Here is a 24,932-nt window from a genome sequence, read left to right on the forward strand (position 1 = left end):
TGTATACACATGAGACAATTTGTATGAATTGGAGAGAGAATCATGGACCATTCCGTATTGTTTTACTGCCTCGTGTGCAACAAGCTGAAAACGATGGAGCAAGCGAACTGTCTTTTCCGGACCGGATACTATAAAGCGCTGCATCCGCTCGGTTGCTGCGTCAATTGCGAATGGCGGGCAAAATAAAATTTGCCTAAATAAGGTATGTAGCTGAACCTTAGATTGGTATAATGAGGGTGCTTTGCAATTGATCTACGGAGGGAAGCTCATGTCACTCGCACCTGTCGTTCGCTTGGATAACGTCACGAAAGTGATCGGCAAACGAACGATTATCGACCGGGTATCCTTTGACGTATACCCGGGGGAAGTGTTCGGATTTCTCGGTCCGAACGGATCGGGCAAGACGACGACGATCCGCATGATGGTCGGATTAATGGCTCTGACGTCGGGAGACATCCAGATCGAAGGCCATAGCGTGAAGACCGATTTTCCGAAGGCGATCGTCCATGTCGGCGCCATCGTCGAAAATCCGGAAATGTATAAATTCCTGACGGGTTATCAGAACTTGCTCCATTACGCGCGGATGAATCCGGCGGTAACGAAAGAAAGAATCCAAGAGGTTATCGAGCTTGTCGGACTTCAGGACCGCATTCACGACAAGGTAAAGAAGTATTCGCTCGGCATGCGCCAGCGGCTTGGCGTCGCGCAAGCGATGATGCACCGCCCGAAGCTTCTCGTGCTTGACGAGCCGACGAACGGACTGGACCCCGCGGGAATCCGCGAGCTAAGGGATTATTTGCGCAAGATCGCGCAAGACGAAAGCGTGGCCGTGCTCGTATCGTCTCACTTGCTGTCCGAGATGGAGCTGATGTGCGATCGCGTCGCCATTCTTCAGAAGGGCCAGATCATCGACGTCCGGTCGATCCGCGGCGACGACGCGGCCGTACATACGCAGGCCGATAACGAGGTGTTGTTCGAAGTCGATCATCCCGATGCGGCGCTCGGCGTACTGGAAGGTTCGTACGGCGCTAGGATTGCGGACGGATTGCTATCGATTAAGGCGGACCGCAGTTCGGTTGCGGCAACGAACCGCAGACTCGTGGAAGCGGGGATTAACGTCTACGGCATTCGCGTGAAGACGAAGACGTTGGAAGACCAATTCCTTGAAATGACGGGAAGTGAACACATTGGCTAACTTCGTGAAGCTCGTACAGAACGAGAATATGAAAATCTATCGCAGAGTCGGAACCTGGGTGATGCTCGGCATATTGATTCTTCTTCCGATATTGGTGTCGACGCTCCTCTATTTCGCCGGTCAGGATGACGGCAGTAAAGTAACGGGCTTCGAGATGATGCAGGTCGACGCGATATTCGCGTTCATGCTCGTGACGATTTTCTCGGTCATCATTGCTTCGGGGTCGGTGGCGAGCGAATTCTCATGGGGCACGATTAAACTGTTGCTCATTCGTCCATGGAGCCGCACCAGCATTCTGCTCTCTAAATTTATCGCGCTCGTGCTGTTCTTGCTATTAACCTCGATCATCGCTTATTTGACCTGTTTCTTCGTCAATCTCGCTTTCTTCGGCGCGACGAACGCGGTCGACGAGGTGATCCCCGAGTTGAACGCGGGCGCGGGCGTCATGTTCAGGGAACTGGGCGAATTCGTGTGGACGGAGTTCGTGGCCACACTCGTCATTGCCTCGTTCTCCTTCATGCTGTCCGCGGCGCTGCGCAGCAACGGTCTGGCGATCGGGTTGTCGCTCGCCATCGTGTTCCTGTCGGATGCGTTCGCGAGCCTGTTCCTGATGATCGATCAGCCGTGGATCAAATTCGTGTTGTTCCTTAACCTGGACTTGATGCAATTCATGAACGGGCATACGGGACCGATCGATGACGATCCGATGTCGCTTGGCTTCGCAGTCGGCGTACTGGCCGCATACTTCGTTATTTTCAACGCCATCTCGTTATTGGTATTCCGCAAACGGGATGTAGCCGCTTAATGCAGTTAAACGAATAGCCTTCGCCTAAAGACGTTATGTCGGATAGGCGAAGGCTATTTTGTTTATTGGCGAACTTTGTCCAGAAGGGTTGACCTGCTCATAATTGTATCATAAGATAGATACAATACGTATCATTTGGGAAAGGGTGGTCAGCCTGAATAGCAAGAGTAAGTACAGGGAGCTGTGCAAGGTCAGCAACGATATTCCGATCTTCTCTATGGATTGGTGGCTCGACATTACGGCGGGTGATTCCAATTGGGATGTCAGCGTGGTGGAAAGCGGAGGAGAGATTATCGCCAGCCTTCCCTATTACCGGTTTAAAAAGTACGGTCTCGAGATGATTCGAATGCCGAAGTTGACTCCAGCGATGGGCGTATGGATTCGTTATCCCAGCGATCAGAAATATGCGACCAGGTTGGCGTATGAAAAGGAGACCTTCACGAAGCTCATCGACCAATTGCCAGAATTCGACTCCTTTTATCAACACTTCTACTGGACGATAACGAATTGGATGCCGTTTCATTGGAAGGGATTCACTCAGAGCACGGACTATACATATCTGTTGGAGGATTTAAGCGACCTAGACGCGGTGTTCGCCGGATTCAGGGAGAATATCCGTCGGGAAATCCGTAAGGCTCAGAAGCAGTTGACGGTAGAGCGATCGGAAGATATTGCAAAGTTCTACGAGATCCAGAGTAAAACCTATCAGCGTCAGAACCTGAAGATGCCCTACTCCTTCGAATTTCTGAAAAAGCTGGACGATGCATGCAAACGCCGAAGCTGTCGTGCGATGTGGTTCGCTGCCGATTCCTTAGGACAAGTACACAGCGTCATGTATGTCGTATGGGATTCCAAATACGTGTACTATCTCATGGGGGGCGGAGACCCCTTGTTGCGAACAAGCGGCGCCATGTCGCTGTTAATGTGGCGGGCGATCCAGGAAGCGTCGGGACTTTCGCGGCAATTCGACTTCGTGGGCAGCATGTACGAATCGATCGACAGGTTCTTTAGAGGATTCGGAGCAGTACAGAAGCCCTATTTTCAATTATCCAAGACAAACGGAAAGTTAATGAAAATGGTTTTGCTGGCGAAGGATGCATATCGGATCTTTCGTTAATTTTATGGCTCCTGTACGAAAGTCCTTCCGTTCAAGGCATTGTACGCATGAAAGCAACCGTGTCGCTATGCGGCAGGTTGCTTTTTTGTCATTTCGGAAAGTATAAGATTTGGGGTTAGAGGCTGCCCTGTTTCAATAGGGTGATGCGGGATGAGAACGGGGCGTATAGCGGATGCCCGAGGGGCGTGTTCGTTGGTCCTGGCGTGATAGTCGCTATCGTGTGACCGTGAATACGGACGCACGATAGCGAAGGAGCGACCCCCACTCTCTCCGCCAACCAATAGAACCTACCTGCGATAGTACAGCTATTTCATAGAACCGGTAGGGTGCTAAATCAATAAATGCAAATGTGCAGGCGATATCTAGCCGCGTGACTCCATCGAAGGTTTGCAGGACTAATACCTGCATTTTTGCAGGATGAAAAGTTAAACGAGCGATCTCGGGTAGGATTACCTGCAGAATTGCAGGTGTGGAGCGACGAAAGTAGGAGGACAAAGTGTGCGAACCCCCGATGCTACGGCTCAGTAGGAGGACAAAGAGTGCGAACCCCCGATGGTACGGCTCAGTAGGAGGACAAAGCGTGCGAACCCCCGATGCAGCGACGGAAGTAGGAGGACAAAGCGTGCGAACCCCCGATGCTACGGCTCAGTAGGAGGACAAAGCGTGCGAACCTCCGATGGTACGGCTCAGTAGGAGGACAAAGAGTGCGAACCCCCGATGCAGCGACGGAAGTAGGAGGTCCGTCCATCCTGCCGCGCTCTGACGTACGCCGCCTTTGGCGCCTAAAGCGCACGCCGGGAGAGCCGAGGAAAAAGATTGGCAACAGTACCTTAATGGTTGAGACGAGCACGCACGACCGATCCGAGTAGGATCGGTTTTTATATTATTATAGAAACAAAATGTATCAACAAAGAAACGATGCGCCAGCGGTTTCGTATACCAAATGTATCATTATGTATGCGCTTTATTTAGAAAGATGTATGATTGTCGGGTTTTATTGCATGGAAAGCGAAAAAATGAGTTGACAGTGATACATATTGTATCTTATATTAGAGCTACAAAATGATACATATGGTATCAAAACCACATTAAAGGAGACTCTCCATGGGTACAAAGAAAAGAATTGGCGTTGTCGGTACGGGACTAATCGGTCGGGGTCTCATTATGGCCATCGAGAATGATTCGGAGCTTGAAATTTCGAGAATTCTGACCCGGCGAAACATCGAAACGATGCAATCGTTCCCCAGTTCGACGGTTCTGACCAATAGCATAGACGAGTTGATCGCGAATTCGGACCTGATCGTGGAATGCAGCGGCGACGTTCTGTACGGAACGGATGTTATCGACCAAGCCATCCGCGCTTCCCTCCCGGTCGTCACGATGAATACGGAGCTGCAGGTAACGACCGGCTCGTACTTCGCGCGCAGAGGTCTGATTACGGAAGCGGAGGGCGATCAGCCCGGCTGTATCGCGGCGTTGAGGGAGAACGTTCTGCAGATGGGATTCAACCCTCTCGTATACGGCAACGTCAAAGGGTTTCTGAAGCTGGATCCTAGCAGGGAAGAGATGGAGTATTGGTCCGGGCGCAACGGTACGACGCTCGGAATGACGACTTCCTTCACGGACGGGACGAAGGTTCAGATGGAGCAAGTGCTCGTGGCGAACGGCCTTGGCGCCGGAATCGCCCAGGACGGTCTGCTCGGCGTAGCATGCGAAACGGCTCACGAAGGCGGCGTTCAGATGGCGGAGCAAGCCAAGAAGGTCGGCGAGCCGCTAAGCGATTACATACTCTCTCCGAAGTCTCCTCCGGGCGTATTCGTAACCGCCGAAATCGATGAGCGGCACAAGGATGCGCTTCGGTATTACAAGATGGGGGAAGGGCCTTACTATACGCTGCTCGTGAACTATCATCTCTGCCATCTCGAAATTCTGAAGACGGTTCGTCGAGTGCTAGCCGGCGGAGGCATCTTGCTGAACAACGGAGAGCATCCAAGAATCAGCGCTGCAGCCGTCGCGAAGAAGGATCTTCATCCCGGAGATACGATCGACAGAGGAATCGGCAGCTTCGAAGTTAGAGGCGTTGCGGTAGAGATCGCCCGTAATCCGGAACATGTTCCGATCGGATTGTTGTCGCAGGCCGTCATCCGGCGACCTGTATCGGCGGGGCAGATTCTCACCTTCGAGGATGTCGAGCTTCCGCCTAGCCTGGCTTTGAACGCATGGTTGGAAATCAGAGAAGGCGCTCTTCATGCTGTCGCCCAGTAACACTGCTTGGACCAATTAACATGCTACCCGTTATGGAGGAGTCGCCATGAAGAAGGTAAGAAAAGCGATCATTCCGGCAGCGGGCCTCGGCACTCGGTTTCTGCCCGCTACGAAAGCTATGCCGAAGGAAATGCTGCCTATTATCGACAAGCCTACGATTCAATACATCGTGGAAGAAGCCATCGCGTCGGGCATCGAAGACATTATTATCGTGACGGGCAAAGGAAAACGCGCGATCGAAGATCATTTCGACCATGCGTTCGAGCTCGAGTCTACGCTGACGGAGAAAGGGAAGCTGAAGCTGCTCGAGGAGGTACGCCGGCCTTCCGGCTTCGACATTCATTATATCCGCCAGAAGGAGCCGAGAGGTCTCGGCCATGCGGTATGGTGCGCCAGGCGGTTCATCGGCGACGAACCGTTCGCCGTTCTGCTTGGGGATGATATCGTGCAAGGGGAAGACCCGTGCCTCGGACAGCTCATTCGCCAGTACGATCGAATGCAGTCTTCCATTATCGGCGTACAGCCGGTTCATGACCAAGAGACGCATCGGTACGGCATCGTCGACGGTTATCAGCGGGAAGACAGTCTCTATCACGTACGCACGCTTGTGGAGAAGCCGCTGCCCGGTACAGCCCCGTCGAACCTCGCGATTATGGGCCGCTACATCCTCACGCCTGAAATTTTCCAGATTCTCGAGCATCAGGAGACAGGGGCAGGCGGGGAGATTCAACTTACGGATGCGATTCGCAAGTTGAATGAACTGCAAGACGTATTTGCCTGTCACTTCGAAGGCGTCAGAAGCGACGTCGGGGAGAAGCTCGGGTTCATCATGACGACGCTGAGGTACGCGCTGCAGAACGACGAGCTTAAACATCCTCTTCTGCACGAACTGGAGAACATCTTGAAGCAACAGACCGCATCGCAGGCGATTGTATAAACAGAGAGAAAGGGAGAGGAAGAGGAGGCATGCACAACTATTCCGATAATAACGAAGCGCTTGTCATGGGAGGGGCCTATTCCGTCGAATCCCCTTATATCGGTATCGCTACGGCAGACCGTGGTTATATCTTCAGAAAAAGATTGTTCGACGTATTCTTCGCTGCCGCCGGAATTTTGTTCCTCTTGCCTGTCTTCATCATCGTCGCGGCTGTGATCAAAATAACGGAGCCCCGAGGATCCGTGTTCTTCAAACAAACCAGAATCGGCAAAGACGGCAAGCCGTTCAACATGTATAAGTTCAGGTCAATGGTGGAGAACGCGGAGCAATTGCTGGCGGAGCTGCAACACCGGAACGAAATTCAGGGCGCCATGTTCAAGATGAAGTCCGATCCGCGCGTAACGAGGATCGGGAAGCTGATCCGCAAGACGAGTTTGGATGAGTTGCCTCAATTGTGGAACGTACTGAAGGGCGATATGAGTCTGGTCGGCCCAAGGCCGGGACTGCCGCAGGAGGTGGCCCAATATACGAGCCGCGACCGTCTTCGGTTACTGGTGCCGCCAGGTTGTACTGGATTGTGGCAGGTGAGCGGAAGAAACGGACTCTCTTTTATGCAAATGGTAGAGATGGATTTGGATTATATTAGCCGCAGAAGCCTGTTGTTCGATTTGCGGCTTATCTTAAAAACATTCGTCGTTATCGTATATCCGAAAAACGCTTATTGAGGCAAGACGATAACAGAATCGAAGAGAGAAGGTTATAGCCGATGGATCTTAGGAAAATGGCAGGCGTAATCCGCAACAGACTCGGAATGATTTCGGTAATTGTGATCATCTGCTGTCTAGCCGCCGGATTGTCCACCCAGTACCTGGTCGAGCCGAAATACGAGGCGTCCGTTAAAGTCATGGTCAACAAAACGTCCGACGCCGGAATCACGCTCGATGACGTGTCGGTGAACGTATTGCTTACCGAGACTTATTTGGAGCTGGCCCAGACAGATGCCGTAATGGGGCAAGTAGCCAGCGAATACCCTGAATTCGGGCTTGATAGCGGCGATCTGGTAGACAAGGTTCATTTCGCTGCAGCCGACAAGACGCAAGTGATCACCATGACGGTGCGCGACGCGTCTTATAAACGGGCTGCGACGATCGTTAATGCGGCAGCTTCGGCGTTGCAGACGAAGGCGTCCGAGATCATGAAGGAAGACAATATTACAATACTCGATCACGCGTCGCTTGATAAAGTGCCGCCGCCGGTATCGCCAAGCATCGCCATGAACACAACGATCGCATTCATCCTTTCGCTTGCGGTTGCTGTCGCAGTAGCGTTCCTGCTAGAAAATCTTGACGAAACGATTAGAGACGAAGAGACCGCTAAGAACGTACTCGGCGTACCTTCTTTGGCCTCGATCGGCCGAATCGAGCAAACGAGCAAGCCAGGGAAAACGGCGGTAAGAAAGGCGAGTGATGGCGTCTATGCCACGGCAAACCAATGAGATTCCGTTAGTGACGATGTCTACTCCGGGGGTATCCGTATCCGAAGCCTTCCGTTCTTTGCGAACGAATACGCAATACACGCTCGACGGTATAGAGAGTCCCGTCATTGCCGTCACATCAAGCCAACGCTCCGAGGGAAAATCAACGACGTCGCTTAACTTGGCGGCCGCTTATGCGCAAGAAGGCCGGCGCACGCTATTGATTGACGCTAATCTCCGCAACCCTGTCCTGCACACCGCGTTCGGCATAACGAACCGGACGGGTTTAACTCAGGTGCTTGCCGAAGGGACTCCAATCGATACCTGCACGATGCATAGCGGGATTGATCGGCTAAACCTGCTGACTTCCGGGCCGACTCCTTACAACCCGTCCGAATTGCTGGCGTCCCGCCGAATGGATGAGCTGCTGGAGAATGCCAGAAAGAAGTACGAAATCGTGATCATTGACACGCCTTCTCTGCTTGAAGTTACCGACTCTCAGCTCATTGCCTCGAAGTGCGATGGCATTCTGCTCGTCATACGCTCCGGCAAAGTGAAGCAATCTGCGGCGGTCAAGGCGAAAGAGCTGCTCATTCATGTGAAAGCCAACGTTCTGGGCTTCGTGCTGAACGGAGCGTAACCGCCTATGTATAGACTTGCGCTTGGTGGATACAGGACGGGCAATATGACTTCATTATTACTCGTGCTTGTCGCGGTCGGGCTTGGCCTCTCGATTGCTTATCAGCCGCTCTTTACTGCCGCAGCCCTCGTCGGAATAGCCGTACTCCTTCTTTCCGTGCTGTCTCCGGAGCGGGTCAGTTATATGCTGCTTGTCTCGTCCGCCATCTCGGTCCAGTATCTCTACGACGGCCAAGTGCTAGGATTGGATCTGCTATCCCTCCATAAGCTCGGCATTCTGTTGCTCTCCATTCCGGCCGCTTTCCGGTACGGTGTCTACGCGAAGCATGCGATGCCCGTAGCCGCGCTTGCCGCCATGCTGGGCTTCACTTATTTTCTGGCCGATACGCCTCCGTTGCTTGGCGAGATCGAACCGATTAAATCGTTCATCGGATTGGCATCGCCGTTCGTGCTGCTTCTGATTCGTTGGCCTAAGAAGACGGCCGCCATGATTGTCAACATTCTCTGTTTCCTGCCGCTTATCAGCGTGCTTGTCGGTTTCGTATTGGAGGCGGCCGGAATCGGCAGTTTGTTCGTCCAAGAGTTCAACGGCTCCACGCGGTTAACAGGCGCCAATATTCCGGCTCACCTCGCTTTCCTCGCTTTCATGGCGTTCATGGTTGCGACCATTGAAGCGAAGCGCCGGCCCGATCGGCTAGTCTTCTATTACGCGATGATGTCGGTCAATTTCCTTATTCTATTGCTGACCGGCACAAGAGGCGCGCTGATTTCGTTAATGCTAATGGTATTTCTGTTCATGTATGACTTGACGAAGCAATTCCTGAAAGGAAAGACGGCGCTCATCATCCCGTTGATCGGATTTATAGCCGTACTCGTAACGTCCGTGTGGCTGCAGCTTGACAACTTGCAGAAGAGGTCGTTCGAACGGGCGACCGAAGCGGGAATCGATCTATCCGGACGGCTCGAAGCCTGGCAGTTCTTCCTTAAGGGAGTCAGCGGATCGCCTTGGTTTGGCAAAGGGCTCGGCGCGGTCCTTGTGGCGAACGACGGAAGCATCTATGAGGGCTTTAACGTGCCGCATAACGAATATATCCGTTTTTATTACGACGGCGGCATCATTGGAGCGATTCTTCTGTTCGCGGCAATCCTTTACGTATTCAGGAACGTCATACGCGAAACCGCTAAAGAACTGCGGATATTTATGACCGCTTTGATCATCGGTTTTCTAATTTACTCAATCTCCGACAATACGTTGTCGACCCTGCAATTTATCCTGCCGTTCTGTATTTACCTTAATGCGTCCGGTGCCTTATCGGGGACAGATAAGGAGAAGCCCGCATGAGCAAAGTGAAGCTGTTTAACGTCCTCTTCGACAATTACGATTATGACGACCTACTGGGGTATATCGACCGTACGATTCAATCGGGTAAGCCTTCTTATATTCTCACTTGCAACGTGGATCATTTAATGAAGCTTCAGAGCGACGCTCATTTCCGGGAAGTATACAACGACGCGGGAGCGATCGTCGCAGACGGGATGCCGGTTGTCTGGGCATCCCGTCTGCTGAAGAGGCGGCTGAAGCAACGGGTTGCAGGCGCGGATATCGTCAATGAGCTTGGGAATCGGCTTGCGAAGAGGGGGTACCGAATTTTCCTTCTCGGGGCTGCCGAGGGGATCGCCGACAGGGCGAGATGTAACCTTGAGGTTAAGATTCCGGGAATCAACGTCGTAGGTACCTATTCGCCATCCTACGGATTCGATCGCAATGAAGAAGAATGCGAGAGGATTAATGCGATGCTCCGAATCGCGAAACCTGATATCGTGCTTGTCGGCGCGGGCGCCCCGAAGCAGGAAAAGTGGATTTACCGCCATTACCGCGAGTATGGCGCGCCGATATCGATTGGCGTAGGCGCAGCCCTGGACTTCATGGCGGGAGAAATCAAGAGGGCGCCGGTATGGTTTCAACGAACGTCTCTGGAATGGCTGTGGCGATTATTTCAGGAGCCGAAGAGGCTTTGGAGGCGGTACTTGGTAGACGATGTGAAGTTCCTGGGCCTACTGATCAGGGAAATGCGAGTCCGGAAGGAGGAGAGCCGATGACTGCAGGACGTCCGAACCGCATGGTTAGCGTCATTATACCGATCTATAACGGTCAACGATATATTGAGACGACGATTAGGAGCATACTCGACCAGACCTATGGCGATTATGAAGTTTTATGCATGATAGACGGTACGAGCGATGACTCGGCTGTCATCATCGAGAGGCTGAATAACGGGAAAATCCAACAATTTCACCATGCTAATCGGGGAGCTACCTATACCCGGAACAGAGGCTTGCAGCTGGCCCGGGGGGAATACGTCCTGTTTCTGGATCAGGACGACGTTCTGGAGCCGCAGTTCCTCGAAGCTGCCATTCTAGAACTGGAACGCACGGGAGCGACCGGAGTTGCCGTTAACGGACAATTGATCGACGGGGAGGGCCGCGTGATCCGGAGAATGTATCGGATCAACAAGCCGGTATTGACCTACGATTCGCTGTTGAAAGGGAATCAGCTGTGCACGGCATCCCAAGTGCTGCTGAAGCGTAAGCCGCTCGTGGAGAAGATCGGCGCTTTCGATGTGAACGCCGACCAGGCAGACGATTGGGATATGTGGATCCGGCAAGCGCAATACGGAAAACTCGTGTTCCTCGACCGTTATCTGATGAACTATCGCTTGCACGATTCGAACCAGTCTTTGAACTACGGCAAGATGCTGCGGTCCGAGCTGCACATCGTGGAAGGTAAACTTAACGGTTTACGCAATCAACATGCGATCAAGAGTTACAGCTATATGAGATACTCCAGTCGGGCGGCGGATTGGGAAGCGTTAAGCAAAGCGCTGCGCCTTAACGCAATGCTCGTACTCCGGCCCCGCTTCTACTGGACCGTATGCCAGGTTGCATGGACCAGGATGTGGCGTCATGGCTAGCGCCGGATCGGATGCAGCCGCGACAGTCGGGCTGCCCCCGCGTGCGACGGTGCACCACCGAAAAGGGCTGTTCGGGCAAACGCTGAAGACGATGGCTTTCAGCATGGCCATCCTTGTCATCAACATGGCGACCGGCATGGTAACCGCCCGCCTCCTAGGCCCTGAGGGCCGAGGGTTGCAGACGGCCATGATCCTATGGCCGCAGTTCCTTGCCTTCGCCAGCACCTTCGGGATTCATGCCGCACTGCTATACCATATGAAGAAAGATCCGGAGCGCGAGGCGAGCTTGTACTACGCCTCGTTGTGGCTAAGTCTCTGTGCCGGAGTCGTTTGCGTTGTTGCAGGACTGTTCCTGATTCCGGCATGGCTGGAAGCGGACGCCGTGCCTGTCGCCCAGTGGCTATTGGCCGGGACGCCGTTTATGCTGCTCTTCTTTATGCACAACGCGCTGTTCCGCGGCCGGGAGGAATTTCATCTATTCAACCGGATGAGATATCTTCTGCCTCTGTTGACGCTGGCGGCATTGCTATTGCTGGCCATGCTGGGCAGTTTGACGCCGACGACGTCGGCCGTCGTCTACCTCGCTCCATACGTACCGGTGACGATGCTCGCGATAATCCGCGCCGTACGGGTGTACGGTAGTCCCGTCTTCGCCGGCATGTTATCGACCTGCAAGAAAGTTCTGGCCTACGGATTCGGGGCGTACGGCATCGATCTATTGGGGAATTTGATTCTCTATATAGACCAAATCATTCTAATCAACCTATTGGCGCCCGGTCCGCTTGGACTATATGTCGTCGCGGTAAGTTTATCTCGGGTGACCGCTATTTTCTCTTCCTCGATCATTATGGTCCTGTATCCCAAAGCTTCGAGCCTTCCGCCTAAGGAAGCGGCGCTCCTGACCCTAAGAGTGTTCAAATTGAGCTTGCTCGCCGCGCTGGCGTTCGTAATCGTATTTATGGTCGCCGCACCGATGATGATTCATCTTCTATATGGCGAACGCTTTGCGGAGTCGACCGGAGTCTTCCGTCTGCTTGTGCTTGAAGTCGTACTCAGCGGCGCTGCTCTCGTGCTGGCGCAGGCGTTCATGGCGGTCGGCAAGCCTTTTGTCGTTACCGTGTCGCAGGCGATCGGCGTTCTGCTCGTCATTCCGCTCATGTATTATCTCGTTCCGGAGTACGGTGTGATCGGGGCGGGATGGGCGCTTCTCTTGCCGTCTTTCATCAGGCTACTTTATGTTGTGGCGATGTTCGAATGGCGGTTTCGGTTCAGTCTGCTAGCTCTGTTGCCGGGTCGGGACGATCTCGGATGGATGATGAGCATGATCCGGAACAGAAAGACAGGCACTGCCGTGCAATAGCAGCAACAAAGAGAGGGGATGAGAGAGATGCGTTTGGTACTTCTCTCAGGAGGTTCGGGGACACGATTGTGGCCGCTGTCCAATGCGACGAGGTCGAAGCAGTTTCTGAACGTACTGCAGGACCCTGACGGCAATCTGGAGTCCATGGTACAGAGGGTGTGGAGGCAGCTCGGAGAAATCGGCTTGTCCCGCACCGCGCATATAGCGTCTTCCAAAGATCAAGAAGACATTCTGAGGCAGCAACTCGGACCTCAAGTGCCGCTTATTCTGGAGCCGTCTCGGCGGGATACGTTCCCCGCCGTCGCTCTGGCAGCCGCGTATTTATATTCGAACGGCATTGGACTAGATGAGACGGTGGCGGTTCTCCCCGTGGACCCCCACGTAGATTCCAGCTTCTTTCATACCGTACGCCGGTTGGAATCCGTGCTTGAGGAAACGGAGGCGGACATCGCCTTGATCGGCGTCGAACCCGGCTATCCAACAGAGAAGTACGGTTACATCGTACCGGCGGATTCAAGCGCGGCGACAGAGGGCGACAACTGCTGGTGCGTCGGCCATTTCCGCGAAAAACCGCCCGCCCACGAGGCAGCCGCGTTAATTCGCGACGGAGCGGTATGGAACAGCGGCGTATTCGCCTTTCGTCTGGGATTCATGATCGAGCTGCTCATGGAGAAGGGACTGCCTCTTCAATATGATCATCTGTTGAGACAGTACGATAAGCTGACCAAGACCAGCTTCGACTATGAAGTGGTCGAGCGGGCAGAGCGAATCGCCGCCCTAACCTACAAAGGAACGTGGAAGGATCTCGGCACCTGGTCCACCTTGACGGAAGAGATCGAGAACAACGTTATCGGCAACGGATATGTAAGCCCGGACAGCCATAACAGTCATCTCATTAATGAGCTGGATATCCCGATCGCCTTGATCGGCATAGAAGGGGCGATCGTAGCCGCGGGTGCGGACGGCATTATCGTCGCGGAGAAATCCTCCAGCCATCGAATTAAGGAAGTCTCCGAAGGCTTTAGCTCCTATCCGCGGCTCGAGGTTCGATCCTGGGGAGTCAGGCGAATCGTAGATCGACTAGGTTCGGGCGTACAGGCTACCGTTACGAGTCGGATTTCGCTTGCCGCAGCGCATAACTTCAGCTATCACTATCACGAAATCGGCATGGAGGTTTGGACCGTGATTTCAGGCGAAGGCGAAGCCGTCATCGACGGGGAGCTGCTGGCAGCCAGGCCCGGCGACGTGTTCGTCATTCCTTCGGGCAAGCCGCACAGCATGCGAGGGATATCGGATATGGAACTGATTTGCGTACAGCGGGGAGAAAAGCCGGACTCCGATGAATTACGAATATGCACGAGTTGGTCGGATATCTCGACTTTCTATATCAAAAGCGCCGTGTAGGAGAGTATAGGGGGAAGCAGCATATGGCAAAGGGGGTTTGGATCCTTCATAAGGGATTTCGCAGGATCAAAAACAAGTTCATGACGGAGTTCTGGTACAGGCATCTGTTTTATCGAATCGGCCGCAAAAGCAGCGTTAGCCATCCGTTCTACACGGAGAATCCAGAGCTCATCCAACTGGGAGACAAGGTGTATATCGGCCCATACTGCCGGATTGAAGCCTATCCACCGGATGGGATGAGCCGCAGGAAAAAACCGACGCTGACTATCGGAAACCGCGTGACGATGGAACATGCCGTGCATATCTCCTGCGCAGAATCTCTCGTCATCGAAGACGATGTGATGATCGCCGGGAGATGTTACATAAGCGACAATAACCATTCATTCGATCCGCTGGGTCCGCCCTATAAGAAGCAACCTGCGAGTTCGAAGCACACTCGTATCGGCAAGGGCGTATGGCTTGGACAGAATGTATGCATTCTGGCCGGCGCGGATGTCGGGGAAGGTTCGGTGATCGGCGCAGGGAGCATCGTCAATGGCTATATCCCTGCTTATAGCATCGCGGTAGGAACGCCGGCTCGAGTCATCAAGCGCTACAACTTCGACACCCAAGCCTGGGTCAAGTCGGACGGGAAAGAAATCAATGTGCTGAGGCAAGTACAATTATGAATATAAAACTGCTAGGGTTGCTTTTCACTTGGGGAACGGCGTTCCTCCTCGTGTTTATGGGCGTAGGCAGCTTCGCGGATACCGATAAAAAGCTATTGAAGACGAAGGCCGTGAATAAGAATGCGACGGTCGGCGCGCGCGAGCTGCTCAAGCTGCTCTATGAGATCAAGGGCAATAAAACGCTCAGCGGTCAGCACGATTACTTGGAAATTCCCGATCATCATTCCAACATCGTGAAGAAGCTTACCGGTGAATACCCGGCGCTAAAGGGCTACGAACTGGGCGGAATCACGAACCAAACCGAAAAGGAGCTCGCCGCCTACCGGGATAAGGTCATTAAAAACGCGATCGCCTGGCATAAATCGGGGAGCATCGTGACGATCACCTACCACATGAACCTGCCTGGCGGCTGTTATTGCTGGGACTCGGTCAATAACGGCGGCATATCGGCGGAGAAGTTCAATGAGATCATTACGCCGGGCACGGAGCTTTACATGCAGCATGTCAAGGATCTCGACCGAGCGGCCGTATACCTGAAGAAGCTTCGGGACGCTGGCGTCCCGGTGTTATGGCGGCCCTATCACGAAATGAACGGCAAATGGTTCTGGTGGGGGCAACAGCCTGAATTCGCACAACTGTGGGAGATCATGTACGAAAGATATACGAAGGTTCATCAGTTGAACAATCTGCTATGGGTGTGGAGCGCGGCAACGCTGGAATGGGCAGACGATTTCGAGAATTATTATGTCGGAACGGACCGGGCGGACGTGATCGCCATCGATGTCTATAACAATCAATACGAACAAGATTACTACGATCGGCTTGTCCAACTTGCGGAAGGTAAACCGATCGCCATCGGGGAGAACGGAGAACTGCCGAGTGCCGAGATGCTGGCGAATGAACAAAGCCAATACGTCTGGTTTATGACTTGGGCCGATATGATCGAGAACAATAATGCTGCGGACCAGGTTCAAGCGCTGTACGCAGACGACCGCATTTTAACGAGAGGCGAATTATCGAGACTAATGAAGGGGAATTAGGCGCGATGGCCGATTCGAGTATGCGCTGGGAGTTGTGTTCGGATGGATATGATAGAATTTATTAAAGAGGTCATCTGGGATGTACTGGTCAATCATATTGCGGCTTCTGTCATTTTGCCGAATCGAGTGAGGGCGATGCTGTACAGATGGCTAGGCATTCGAACGAAGACGAACGACATCCGTTCGAAGTGCAACTTCAGAGGCAACCATATCGAGATCGGCCGAGGTTCGTTCCTCAATCATTCCTGCCTGGTGGAAGACCACGTAAAGATCGGAGACAACTGCATGATCGCATTCGACGTGATCTTGTGCACGTCTACGCACAAAATCGGAACGCATGAGAAAAGGGGCGGCGAGTCCGTTAACCTGCCCATCACGATCGGCGACGGATGCTGGATCGGAGCCAGAGTAACCGTACTGCCGGGGATTACGATCGGCGACGGTTGCATCATCGCCGCGGGTGCCGTCGTCGCGTCGAATTGCGAGCCGGACGGACTGTACGCCGGCGTGCCGGCAAGAAGGATCAAGGAGTTGTCGAAGGCCGACGACAGGGGGTTGTATGCCATTTAATCATGATCGCGCCTTGTACGAATCATAAGAAAGCACCGCCGGCGGGCGGTGCTTTTTCGTTGCGCTCTACCGATTCAAATTTTTCCGGCGCTCGAAACCCGGGTGTTATTCACCTTGCTCTTGCGCGCGTCATTCTCGAATAATCCCATGATCTTATCGACGACGATCGGAACGTCATGCTTCTCGGCAAGTCGTCTGCTGTTCCTGCCGTACTGTTCGGTTATTTCTAAGTTCTCCGCGAGATACAAGATGCTTTGCTTCAGTCCTTCTATGTCCCCCGGCTCTATAATCAGGCCATTATAGCGATGGAGGACGATTTCCGGAATCCCTGCGACGTTCGTGCTGATCACGGGCAATTCATACGACATCGCTTCGAGAATGGATATCGGGACTCCTTCGAAATAGGACGGTAATATATATACGGCTGCTTCTTTCAGTAACGCGGATTTCTTGTCTCCGTCAACCCAACCATGCACGGTGCAGGTTTTCTCGAGCCCATACTGTCGAATCATCGAAGTTAACGTATCCAGCTCTTTATTCCCGCCGATATCGAGATGTATTGTACTTTTTTGTTCATCCGTCATCCTCGATAGGGCTTGTATTAAATCATAAATTCCTTTTCTCTTTCCGATTTCCCCAAGGAATACTAACCTGATTTGTTCATTCGGGCGGCGATCATCCGCTCTCGAGAATTCGGGCAGGCGAATGGGATTTTCGATGATGTGAATAGATTCGTTATCCGTAACGGTTGCGGTAATTCGCTTCATATCTTCCGAAAGCACGAAAATTTTCGTTGAAGATTTGAAGGCCAGCTTGCCCAGCCGCTTGTTGAACCTGTTTTTATTCAGGAATAGCTCCAAGTCCGCTGCGTGCTGATGCAGAACGACGTTCTTGCGCAGAATACTCAATAGCATGACGTAAAGAAATTTTCGGTAGAAACTTCCGAATGCGCACGCGTGCAAGTAATACACGTCGTATTTAAAAGGGTGCAACCGAGCGATAAAACCGAAAAACCGGATGAGAGAATACAACACCCTTAGAATCGGATGAACCGAATCGATATAACTGCTATAAAGCCTGACCTTGTCGCCTCTCTTTTCCATTTCCGTCATTAAAGATTTAACCACCGACGATACCCCGCCTTTTACGGATAAATCCGGCGAGATAATCAAGATTTTCTTCATTTCCGTTCCCTCCACGTATCTGGTTACTACCATCCAATCTAAGATACAATTTGTATCATGTCAAGAAAAATTAACATTTTGTATCGGATTTGGGCAATCGTCCGTGGAAGTTTGTATATGAATCGCATATTCTATTCTATTACGATCCTTCAGACAAAGGAGTGAACGAGATGGAAGGGCAATTGCCGGTCAATCCGTACGCGACGCTGAAGACGAAGCAGCTTCTGTCCTATCTATATACCTTGACTAATCCGGACGCGGGGATGCTTACAGGGCAACACAACTGGTTTGAGGCGCCCACGGACAACATTACGAATCTGGTACTGCCGATTTCCGGCGGGAAGTACCCCGCGATTTCGAGCTTCGAGCTCGGAGCGATCATGGGACAAACCGAGCAGGTCGTCATGGGTCAACGCAAGGCAGTCATCGATGCGGCGCTTGCTTATTGGAGGGCGGGGGGCATCCCTGCGTTCTGCTGGCATCAGCAATATCCGCTAACCTCCTACAAATGGGAGAACCTATGGAACGATTCTAATCCAGTCGCAGGTTTCAAAACGCAAGAGGAATTTAATCAATGCGTCACGCCGGGAACCGCCCAATACAACTGGCTCTTGGCTGAGTACGATAAGCTTGCGGGGCAATTCCAGGTGCTTAAGGATGCCGACGTGCCGGTATTATTCCGTCCGTATCACGAGATGAACGGATACTGGTTCTGGTGGGGAAAGAAAAAGAATTTCAGGGCGCTCTGGGAGCTGATTTATAACCGGTTGGTCGTCCATCATGGACTGAACAATCTATTGTTCGTATGGAACGTCCAGTGCCAACGGCAGTCGGACCCTAACATCGATGATTATAGACTCTATTATCCCGGCACGGTTACGAACGGTGTCATCGGTACGGACGGCAAGGTTGACGTCCTGAGCTGGGATATTTATCATAGCGAATTTCTGCAAAGCCATCACGATAATCTTTGGCGCTTCGGCGGCGGCAAACCGATCGGAATATCAGAGGTCGGAGGCTTGCCCAATATGCAGACGATGAAGACTAGCCAATATCGCTACGCTTTTTCCATCGCATGGGGCGAGCCCTTCTGGTCGAACGAAAACACGGAGGCGAACAAAAGACAATATTATTCGGACGCGTATGCGATTACAAGGGAGGAAATCGAGATGCCAACCGCTACTAACAAGGTACAAGTAAGCAGCAATGGCAGATTTCTTGTCACCTCGGACGGCAAACCGTTCTTCTGGCTCGCAGACACCGCCTGGGAATTGTTCGAGCGATTGAACCGCTCCGAAGTGGAAACTTACTTGAGGAGTACCGCCGAACAAGGTTTCACTTTCGTCCTGGCCACTGCTTTATCGGAGAAATGGGATCTCACCGTGCCGAATGCCCAGGGGGATCAGCCGCTAACGGGAACGGACCCGGACCGGCCGCTCACGACTGCGGGAAGCGATCCAGCCAATAGCGCGCAATACGATTATTGGGACCATGTGGATTTCGTAATCGACACGGCGGCATCGCTCGGTATCTATGTCGGTCTGCTTCCGACGTGGGGCAAATATATCATCGATAACAGCGCCCCTCCTTACAATCAGCCGTACAAAGGCATCTTCACGAACGCCAAGGCGTATAACTACGGCAAGTGGATCGGAAGCCGGTACGCGAACAGAAGCAATGTCGTATGGGTTCTCGGCGGCGACCGCGCGCCGGACACCGATGCCAAGAGGCAGCTAATCCGGCAAATGGTCCAAGGAATTAACGACGGAGGCGGCACGCAGATCAAGACGTTCCATCCGATCGGAGGAAAGTCGTCCTCCGAATGGTTTCAGAACGAAGCTTGGCTTAGCTTTAATATGTACCAGTCGGGCCATGTCTCGCAGAACTTTCCGAACTACAACGTCATCGCGTCCGATTATGGAAGGACGCCGATTAAGCCCGTGCAAGATGGAGAGCCAAGGTACGAGAATGCCGGGATTAACTTCAACTCGGCGAATGGGCGCTTCACCCCCTATGATGTTCGTCAAGCTGCCTATTGGTCGGTATTCGCAGGTTCGTTCGGTCATACGTACGGTCATGGTTCCATATGGCAAATGTACGCGCCGGGACGTCCTTCGGACGAGAACGTCTACTGGTACGACGCTCTGAACGCAGAGGGCAGATCCGACATGAAATATTTGCGGAGACTGATCGAATCCAGACCTTTCCTGGAGCGCGTGCCGGATCAATCCCTGGTGACGGGCGCGTTGTCCGGCGGAGATCATATTCGCTGTACCCGCGGCTCAAGCTACGCCATGATTTACGCCCGTACCTCCTTCACGGTCAACATGGGCCGAATATCGGGCACGACGGTTACGGCCTATTGGTACAATCCGAGGACTGGCGCGAATACGCTGATCGGCGACTTCGCCAATACGGGGACGCGGGCGTTCACGCCGCCGTCAACCGGTGTCAACAACGATTGGGTGCTCGTTCTGGACGATAAAGCTAAAGCTTATCCGCCTCCCGGAGAAAGCGATGTACCCGTACCCGGAGATACGACACCCCCGACGGCCCCGAGCAATCTGACCGTTATCTCCAAGACGAACAACTCCGTTACGTTCGGATGGACGGCGTCGACGGATGCGAGCGGAATCGATGTTTACGACATCTACCGGGACGGCGTGTGGATTGCGTATACGCAAAATTTCGCCAGTCTGCAATATACGGACACGGGACTATCTCCGAATACGACTTACTCGTTTACGGTCAAAGCGAAAGACAAGGCGCAGAACTGGGGGCCGCTCAGCAGCCCATTGGTCGTGACGACGAACGGGGCGCCCGGGAACGATACGACACCCCCGACGGCCCCGAGCAATCTGACGGCGGTATCGAAGACGGCCAACTCCGTTACGTTCAGATGGAACGCCTCGACGGATGCGAGCGGAATCGATGTCTACGACATCTATCGGGACGGCGTATGGATTGCGTACACGCAGAACTTCGCCAATTTGGAATATACGGCCACGGGGCTATCTCCGAATACGACTTATTCGTTTACGGTCAAGGCGAAAGACAAGGCCCAGAACTGGGGACCGCTTAGCAGCCCATTGGTTGTGACGACGAACGCTGCATCAGGGAACGACACGAATCCTCCGACGGCCCCGAGCAATCTGACCGTTGTCTCCAAGACGGCCACTTCGGTTACGTTCAGATGGGCCGCGTCGACGGACCCCAGCGGGATCGATGTCTATGACATTTACCGGAACGGAGTTTGGATCGCCTATACGCAGAACTTCGCCAATCTACAGTACACGGCCACGGGACTGTCTCCGAATACGACTTACACGTTCACGGTCAAAGCGAAAGACAAAGCGCAGAACTGGGGGCCGTTCAGCCAACCGTTAGTGGTGACGACCAATCCAAGGTGAGGAAGAACGGCATAAACGAACAAGCAGCCGGAAGCGGCTGCTTGTTCGTTGTTCCACGACTCCTCTGTCAAGGACTGGAGAAGTTGGCGTTCGTATCGTCGAGCAGGAGAACCCAGTCATTCCCGACTCCGCCGGACGGAGGTTGAAAGGCTTGTGTCCCCGCATTCGCAAATTCCCCGATTAAGTCGCTAACTCCCGTTCGAGGGTTATACCAGCGCGCCGTTACCGTATCTCCGGTTATTGTCCCCATGCTAACCGAGAACGCAGCGCCTCTAGGGGAATATACCATCGCGTAATTCGTTCCTTTTGTCGCCTGGATACGGCTTCCTCCGGATAAGGCATTCGTAACTAACGACTGATCCGGAACTCGTTCGACAAACGGTCTGGATTCCATCAGCTTGCGCAGGTGCTTCATTTGCGATCTTCCGGCTGCGTTCAAGGCATCGTGCCAATATTGAATTTCATCGGCCTTATACCCGGAAGCGTGCATTTGCCAAATGGCCCCGTTGCCGTACGAGTGTCCGAACGAACCCGCGAATACCGACCAATAGGCGGCTTGCCTGACATCATAGGCGGAGAACCTGCCGTTCGCGGAACTGAAATTGATGCCGCTATCCTCGTATCGCGGCTCCGCGTCTATGATCGGCTTAACGGGCTTCTTGAGATAGTCGGAAGCAATGACTTTGTAATTCGGATAATCAACGGACAGGTGGCCCGATTGATACATATTGAAGTCCAGCCACGATTCGTTCTGGAACCACTCCGAGGAAGATTTCCCGCCGATCGGGTGAAAGGTGATCAACTGTGTAGCCCCACCATCTTTGATTCCCCGCGCCATTCGCCTAACAAGCTCTCTCTCCGGTTCGGTATTCGGCGCGCGGTCGCCGCCGAGTACCCATATGATATTGCTCCGGTCTGCGTAGCGGCTTCCGATCCACTTTCCGAAGTTATAAGCGCTATTGAAATCAAATATACCTTGGTATGGCTGATTGTCGGGAGGGGCGCCGTTGTCGATGATGTATTTGCCCCAGGTCGGCAACAGCGCAACGTAGATGCCGAGCGATGCCGCCGTATCGATCACGTAGTCGGCATGATCCCAATAATCGTATTGCGCGGCGTTGGCAGGGTTGCTGCCTGCCGTCGCGAGAGGCTTGTCCGGGTCCGCTCCTTCTAGAGGCAGATCCCCATGCGCGTTCGGTACGTTGAGGTTCCAGAAATGCGATAACGCCGTAACTTGAACGACGTTGAAGCCTTGTTCGGCCACGTTGGTCAGATAAGTATCCGCTTCGATGCGGGTCAACCTCTGTATCAATTCCCAGGCCGTGTCCGCGAGCCAGAAGAAGGGCTCGCCGCTCGAGGTTACGAGATATCTGCCGTTATCGCTCACCTGAAGCGGAGCCAGAGGCTTTACCGGCGCTGACCGCCATTGGACGATCGTATCATTCCCTTCGGCAGAGACGGTACTTGCGGTCAGATCGGCCCACATGCGGAGCGGAATCATAAGCGACCCGCGCTTCAAGAGCGTCGGTTCCGACCAGGTTTTCAACGTTCCGTTCACGGTAACGAGGTTACTGTTCCACTTCAATCGGATATTCATCGATTCGGAAACCGCTATCGATTCTTTCGCGGCTGCATCGTAGGAGAGTTTGAACCCGAATGGCTGAGCGATTCCGTTCAGCGCGACGTATGCCGTCCCTTTGATGATCTCGTACGGTTGCGAGGCGACGACGCGCTTGCCGTTATGCAGCATCTCTTTCTTGTTCTTCGCAAGCACAAGCATGTTGTCAAAGCTATCCACGGCATATAGCGATCCCGGTTGACCGTAAAGCGGAAGCAAGATTAACGAAACGATCAACGCAATAAAAACCAGTCGATGAATTCTCATCGGACTACGCTCCCCTCTGCATAGATAAGGTCCTCTTTATCTGAAACGGATTGTATCATAATCTCGAATAAAAAACTATTGACACGATACTATTTGTATCATAATGTAAAAAGGGGAAATGATACAAATCGTATCTGATATTGTTGGCGAGGAGACGACCGTATGGCACAAGCGAACAAATCGGCGCGGATCGCACAGGATTTATCGGCCGGGGGAGGGGCTTCCTGATATGCGGTACTATGACTATCTCATCGTAGGAAGCGGCATTATAGGATTGACCATTGCGAGGGAACTGAGACGTCGGTTTCCCGACCGGACGATAGCCATTCTCGAGAAGGAGGAGGACGTTGCCAAGCACTCCAGCGGCAGGAACAGCGGCGTTCTGCACGCGGGATTCTATTATTCGGCCGACAGTCTTAAAGCGAGGTTCACCAGAGAAGGCAACCAGGCGATGACCCGGTATTGCGAGGAGAACGGCCTGAAGATCAACAAATGCGGAAAGATTGTCGTGGCGACCAACGAGGAAGAGCTGCAAGGCCTCTATGAATTGAAGAAAAGGGCGGACCGCAACGGGGTGGAGCTCCATTGGATCGCCGAGAGCGAGCTACGCCGGATCGATTCGAACGTTCGTACGTTCAAGAGGGCGTTATATTCGCCGACGACGTCGACCGTCGATCCCGTGGAAGTGTGCGCCAAACTCAAAGAGGAAATTACGGCAAACGGCGTGGAGATCTTCTTCAACTGTCCTTATCGAAGCCAGAAAGACGGTCTCGTCTATGCCGGCAACGAAATATTCGAGTGCGGCTACTTGATCAACGCGGCAGGCTTGTACGCGGATAAAATCGCGCATGAAGCCGGCTTCGGCCAAGCGTACACGATCATTCCGTTCAAGGGCATCTATCTGAAGTACGCCAAAAATAAAACGGATCTCCACACGAACGTGTATCCGGTGCCAAATCTGAAAAATCCTTTCTTGGGCGTACATTTTACGAAAACGGTAGACGGCACCATTAAGATCGGGCCGACGGCCATCCCGGCCTTCTGGAGGGAAAATTATAAAGGGTTATCCCGGTTCAAGCTCGGAGAGTTCCTGACCATACTGAAGTTCGAGTTGAAGCTGTTCTACAAGAACGCCTTTAATTTCAGAACTTTGGCTTTCGAGGAAATGAAGAAATATATGAAACGGCATTTCATCGGACTGTCCCTGAAAATGGTGAAGAGGATCGACAGCGACGGCTTCGGCGAGTTCATGAAACCGGGCATCCGCGCCCAGTTGCTGAATAAGGAGACGCTTGAGCTGCTGCAGGATTTCGTCATCGAAGGGGACCACCGGTCGATGCATATTCTAAACGCGGTTTCGCCTGCATTTACTTGCTCGTTCCCGTTTGCCCAATATGTTGTGGATGCGATCTGCGACAAACAAGGAGGTCAAAAAGTTGAGGCTGGTTGAGACGAAAATCAAAGACGTGTATATCATCGAGCCGGACGTGTTCGGCGACCATCGGGGATTTTTCATGGAAAGCTACAGCAAGGAAAAGTTCGAGAAGCTTGGTCTGCGATTCGATTTGATTCAGGATAACCATTCGTTATCGGTACAGGCAGGCGTCATTCGCGGTCTTCACTTTCAGAAAGACCCGAAAGCCCAGACCAAAATCGTGAGGGTGTTGACGGGCGCGATCTACGATGTCGTCGTTGACCTGAGGCGAGATTCGCCGACCTTCGGCGAATGGGTCGGGGTCCATCTCTCCGAAGAGAACAAGTTCCAGCTTGTCGTCCCCAAGGGATTCGCGCATGGCTTCTGCACGATTCTTCCGAACACTCAAGTGTTCTATAAAGTGGACGAGTTTTATTCCCAGGAGCATGACAGCGGCATTCTGTGGAACGATCCGGACCTCGGGATCGATTGGCCGACGACGGACCCGATTTTATCGGATAAGGATCGCAAGCAACCTACGTTCAAGGATTTCGTTAGTCAGCTCGACACTAATTTCACGGAGGCAGGATGAA

Annotated in this window: 22 protein-coding genes; 20 read left to right on the plus strand and 2 right to left on the minus strand. The window is 52.9% G+C overall.

Translation table 11 applies throughout. From position 1 onward, the window contains the following. The first annotated feature begins 42 nt into the window (after positions 1-42). From COHPA_RS25675 to COHPA_RS0118370, 17 genes are all read left to right on the plus strand, one after another. Positions 43-186, plus strand: a complete 144-nt coding sequence (locus COHPA_RS25675; RefSeq protein WP_156926695.1) for a hypothetical protein — start codon at positions 43-45, stop codon at positions 184-186. A gap of 82 nt (positions 187-268) precedes the next feature. Next, positions 269-1,195, plus strand: coding sequence for an ABC transporter ATP-binding protein (locus COHPA_RS0118295; RefSeq protein ID WP_027087598.1), 927 nt, complete (start codon positions 269-271; stop codon positions 1,193-1,195). Beyond that, positions 1,188-2,000: an ABC transporter permease gene (locus COHPA_RS0118300; protein ID WP_027087599.1), complete on the plus strand. Its 813-nt coding sequence runs from the start codon at positions 1,188-1,190 to the stop codon at positions 1,998-2,000. Before COHPA_RS0118295 ends, COHPA_RS0118300 begins: the two co-directional genes overlap by 8 nt. Positions 2,001-2,145: 145 nt before the next feature. Beyond that, complete coding sequence (locus COHPA_RS0118305) at positions 2,146-3,117, plus strand: GNAT family N-acetyltransferase (RefSeq protein WP_156926696.1); 972 nt, start codon at positions 2,146-2,148, stop codon at positions 3,115-3,117. Positions 3,118-4,221: 1,104 nt separating this feature from the next. After that, positions 4,222-5,382, plus strand: coding sequence for an NAD(P)-dependent oxidoreductase (locus COHPA_RS0118310; RefSeq protein WP_027087601.1), 1,161 nt, complete (start codon positions 4,222-4,224; stop codon positions 5,380-5,382). Positions 5,383-5,428: 46 nt separating this feature from the next. Continuing rightward, positions 5,429-6,319, plus strand: a complete 891-nt coding sequence (gene galU, locus COHPA_RS0118315) for a UTP--glucose-1-phosphate uridylyltransferase GalU (protein WP_027087602.1) — start codon at positions 5,429-5,431, stop codon at positions 6,317-6,319. A 65-nt stretch (positions 6,320-6,384) separates the two neighbouring features. Continuing rightward, complete coding sequence (locus COHPA_RS0118320; RefSeq protein ID WP_051421865.1) at positions 6,385-7,044, plus strand: sugar transferase; 660 nt, start codon at positions 6,385-6,387, stop codon at positions 7,042-7,044. Between the two features lie 41 nt (positions 7,045-7,085). Continuing rightward, on the plus strand, positions 7,086-7,814 hold the full coding sequence (locus COHPA_RS0118325) for a YveK family protein (protein ID WP_027087604.1): 729 nt from the start codon (positions 7,086-7,088) through the stop codon (positions 7,812-7,814). A gap of 16 nt (positions 7,815-7,830) precedes the next feature. Further along, positions 7,831-8,433: a CpsD/CapB family tyrosine-protein kinase gene (locus COHPA_RS0118330; protein WP_245590357.1), complete on the plus strand. Its 603-nt coding sequence runs from the start codon at positions 7,831-7,833 to the stop codon at positions 8,431-8,433. Between the two features lie 45 nt (positions 8,434-8,478). Further along, a complete protein-coding gene (locus COHPA_RS0118335) occupies positions 8,479-9,774 on the plus strand; it encodes an O-antigen ligase family protein (RefSeq protein ID WP_027087606.1) in 1,296 nt (431 codons plus the stop codon). Next, on the plus strand, positions 9,771-10,532 hold the full coding sequence (locus COHPA_RS0118340) for a WecB/TagA/CpsF family glycosyltransferase (RefSeq protein WP_027087607.1): 762 nt from the start codon (positions 9,771-9,773) through the stop codon (positions 10,530-10,532). The genes COHPA_RS0118335 and COHPA_RS0118340 overlap by 4 nt, the downstream gene beginning before the upstream one ends. After that, on the plus strand, positions 10,529-11,404 hold the full coding sequence (locus COHPA_RS0118345; protein ID WP_027087608.1) for a glycosyltransferase family 2 protein: 876 nt from the start codon (positions 10,529-10,531) through the stop codon (positions 11,402-11,404). The genes COHPA_RS0118340 and COHPA_RS0118345 overlap by 4 nt, the downstream gene beginning before the upstream one ends. Continuing rightward, positions 11,397-12,764 (plus strand): lipopolysaccharide biosynthesis protein, encoded by a 1,368-nt coding sequence (locus COHPA_RS0118350; protein WP_027087609.1) that lies wholly within the window; start codon positions 11,397-11,399, stop codon positions 12,762-12,764. Before COHPA_RS0118345 ends, COHPA_RS0118350 begins: the two co-directional genes overlap by 8 nt. A gap of 27 nt (positions 12,765-12,791) precedes the next feature. Continuing rightward, positions 12,792-14,168, plus strand: coding sequence for a sugar phosphate nucleotidyltransferase (locus COHPA_RS0118355; RefSeq protein ID WP_035119650.1), 1,377 nt, complete (start codon positions 12,792-12,794; stop codon positions 14,166-14,168). 23 nt (positions 14,169-14,191) lie between these two features. Further along, entirely contained in the window at positions 14,192-14,836 is a 645-nt protein-coding gene (locus COHPA_RS23775; RefSeq protein WP_027087611.1) for an acyltransferase, read from the plus strand. Further along, positions 14,833-15,876: a glycosyl hydrolase gene (locus tag COHPA_RS0118365; protein WP_027087612.1), complete on the plus strand. Its 1,044-nt coding sequence runs from the start codon at positions 14,833-14,835 to the stop codon at positions 15,874-15,876. Before COHPA_RS23775 ends, COHPA_RS0118365 begins: the two co-directional genes overlap by 4 nt. A 42-nt stretch (positions 15,877-15,918) precedes the next feature. Next, positions 15,919-16,446 (plus strand): acyltransferase, encoded by a 528-nt coding sequence (locus COHPA_RS0118370; protein ID WP_027087613.1) that lies wholly within the window; start codon positions 15,919-15,921, stop codon positions 16,444-16,446. A 74-nt stretch (positions 16,447-16,520) separates the two neighbouring features. On the opposite strand, the gene COHPA_RS0118375 is transcribed toward COHPA_RS0118370, so the two are convergent. Beyond that, complete coding sequence (locus COHPA_RS0118375) at positions 16,521-17,630, minus strand: glycosyltransferase family 4 protein (RefSeq protein WP_027087614.1); 1,110 nt, start codon at positions 17,628-17,630, stop codon at positions 16,521-16,523. Positions 17,631-17,800: 170 nt separating this feature from the next. Here COHPA_RS0118375 and COHPA_RS24865 point away from each other — a divergent pair, with 170 nt between their 5' ends. Next, positions 17,801-21,040 (plus strand): apiosidase-like domain-containing protein, encoded by a 3,240-nt coding sequence (locus COHPA_RS24865; protein WP_027087615.1) that lies wholly within the window; start codon positions 17,801-17,803, stop codon positions 21,038-21,040. Between the two features lie 67 nt (positions 21,041-21,107). Here COHPA_RS24865 and COHPA_RS23785 read toward each other — a convergent pair whose 3' ends face one another. Next, on the minus strand, positions 21,108-22,925 hold the full coding sequence (locus COHPA_RS23785; RefSeq protein WP_027087616.1) for an apiosidase-like domain-containing protein: 1,818 nt from the start codon (positions 22,923-22,925) through the stop codon (positions 21,108-21,110). 229 nt (positions 22,926-23,154) lie between these two features. Here COHPA_RS23785 and lhgO point away from each other — a divergent pair, with 229 nt between their 5' ends. Next, entirely contained in the window at positions 23,155-24,375 is a 1,221-nt protein-coding gene (gene lhgO, locus COHPA_RS0118390; protein ID WP_027087617.1) for an L-2-hydroxyglutarate oxidase, read from the plus strand. Then, positions 24,362-24,931 carry a dTDP-4-dehydrorhamnose 3,5-epimerase gene (gene rfbC / locus COHPA_RS0118395; RefSeq protein WP_027087618.1) on the plus strand — a complete coding sequence of 190 codons (570 nt, stop codon included), beginning with the start codon at positions 24,362-24,364 and terminating at the stop codon, positions 24,929-24,931. Before lhgO ends, rfbC begins: the two co-directional genes overlap by 14 nt. The last annotated feature ends 1 nt before the right edge of the window (position 24,932 follow it).

Origin of the sequence: Cohnella panacarvi Gsoil 349 (genome assembly GCF_000515335.1) — a bacterium.
Classification (GTDB): domain Bacteria; phylum Bacillota; class Bacilli; order Paenibacillales; family Paenibacillaceae; genus Cohnella; species Cohnella panacarvi.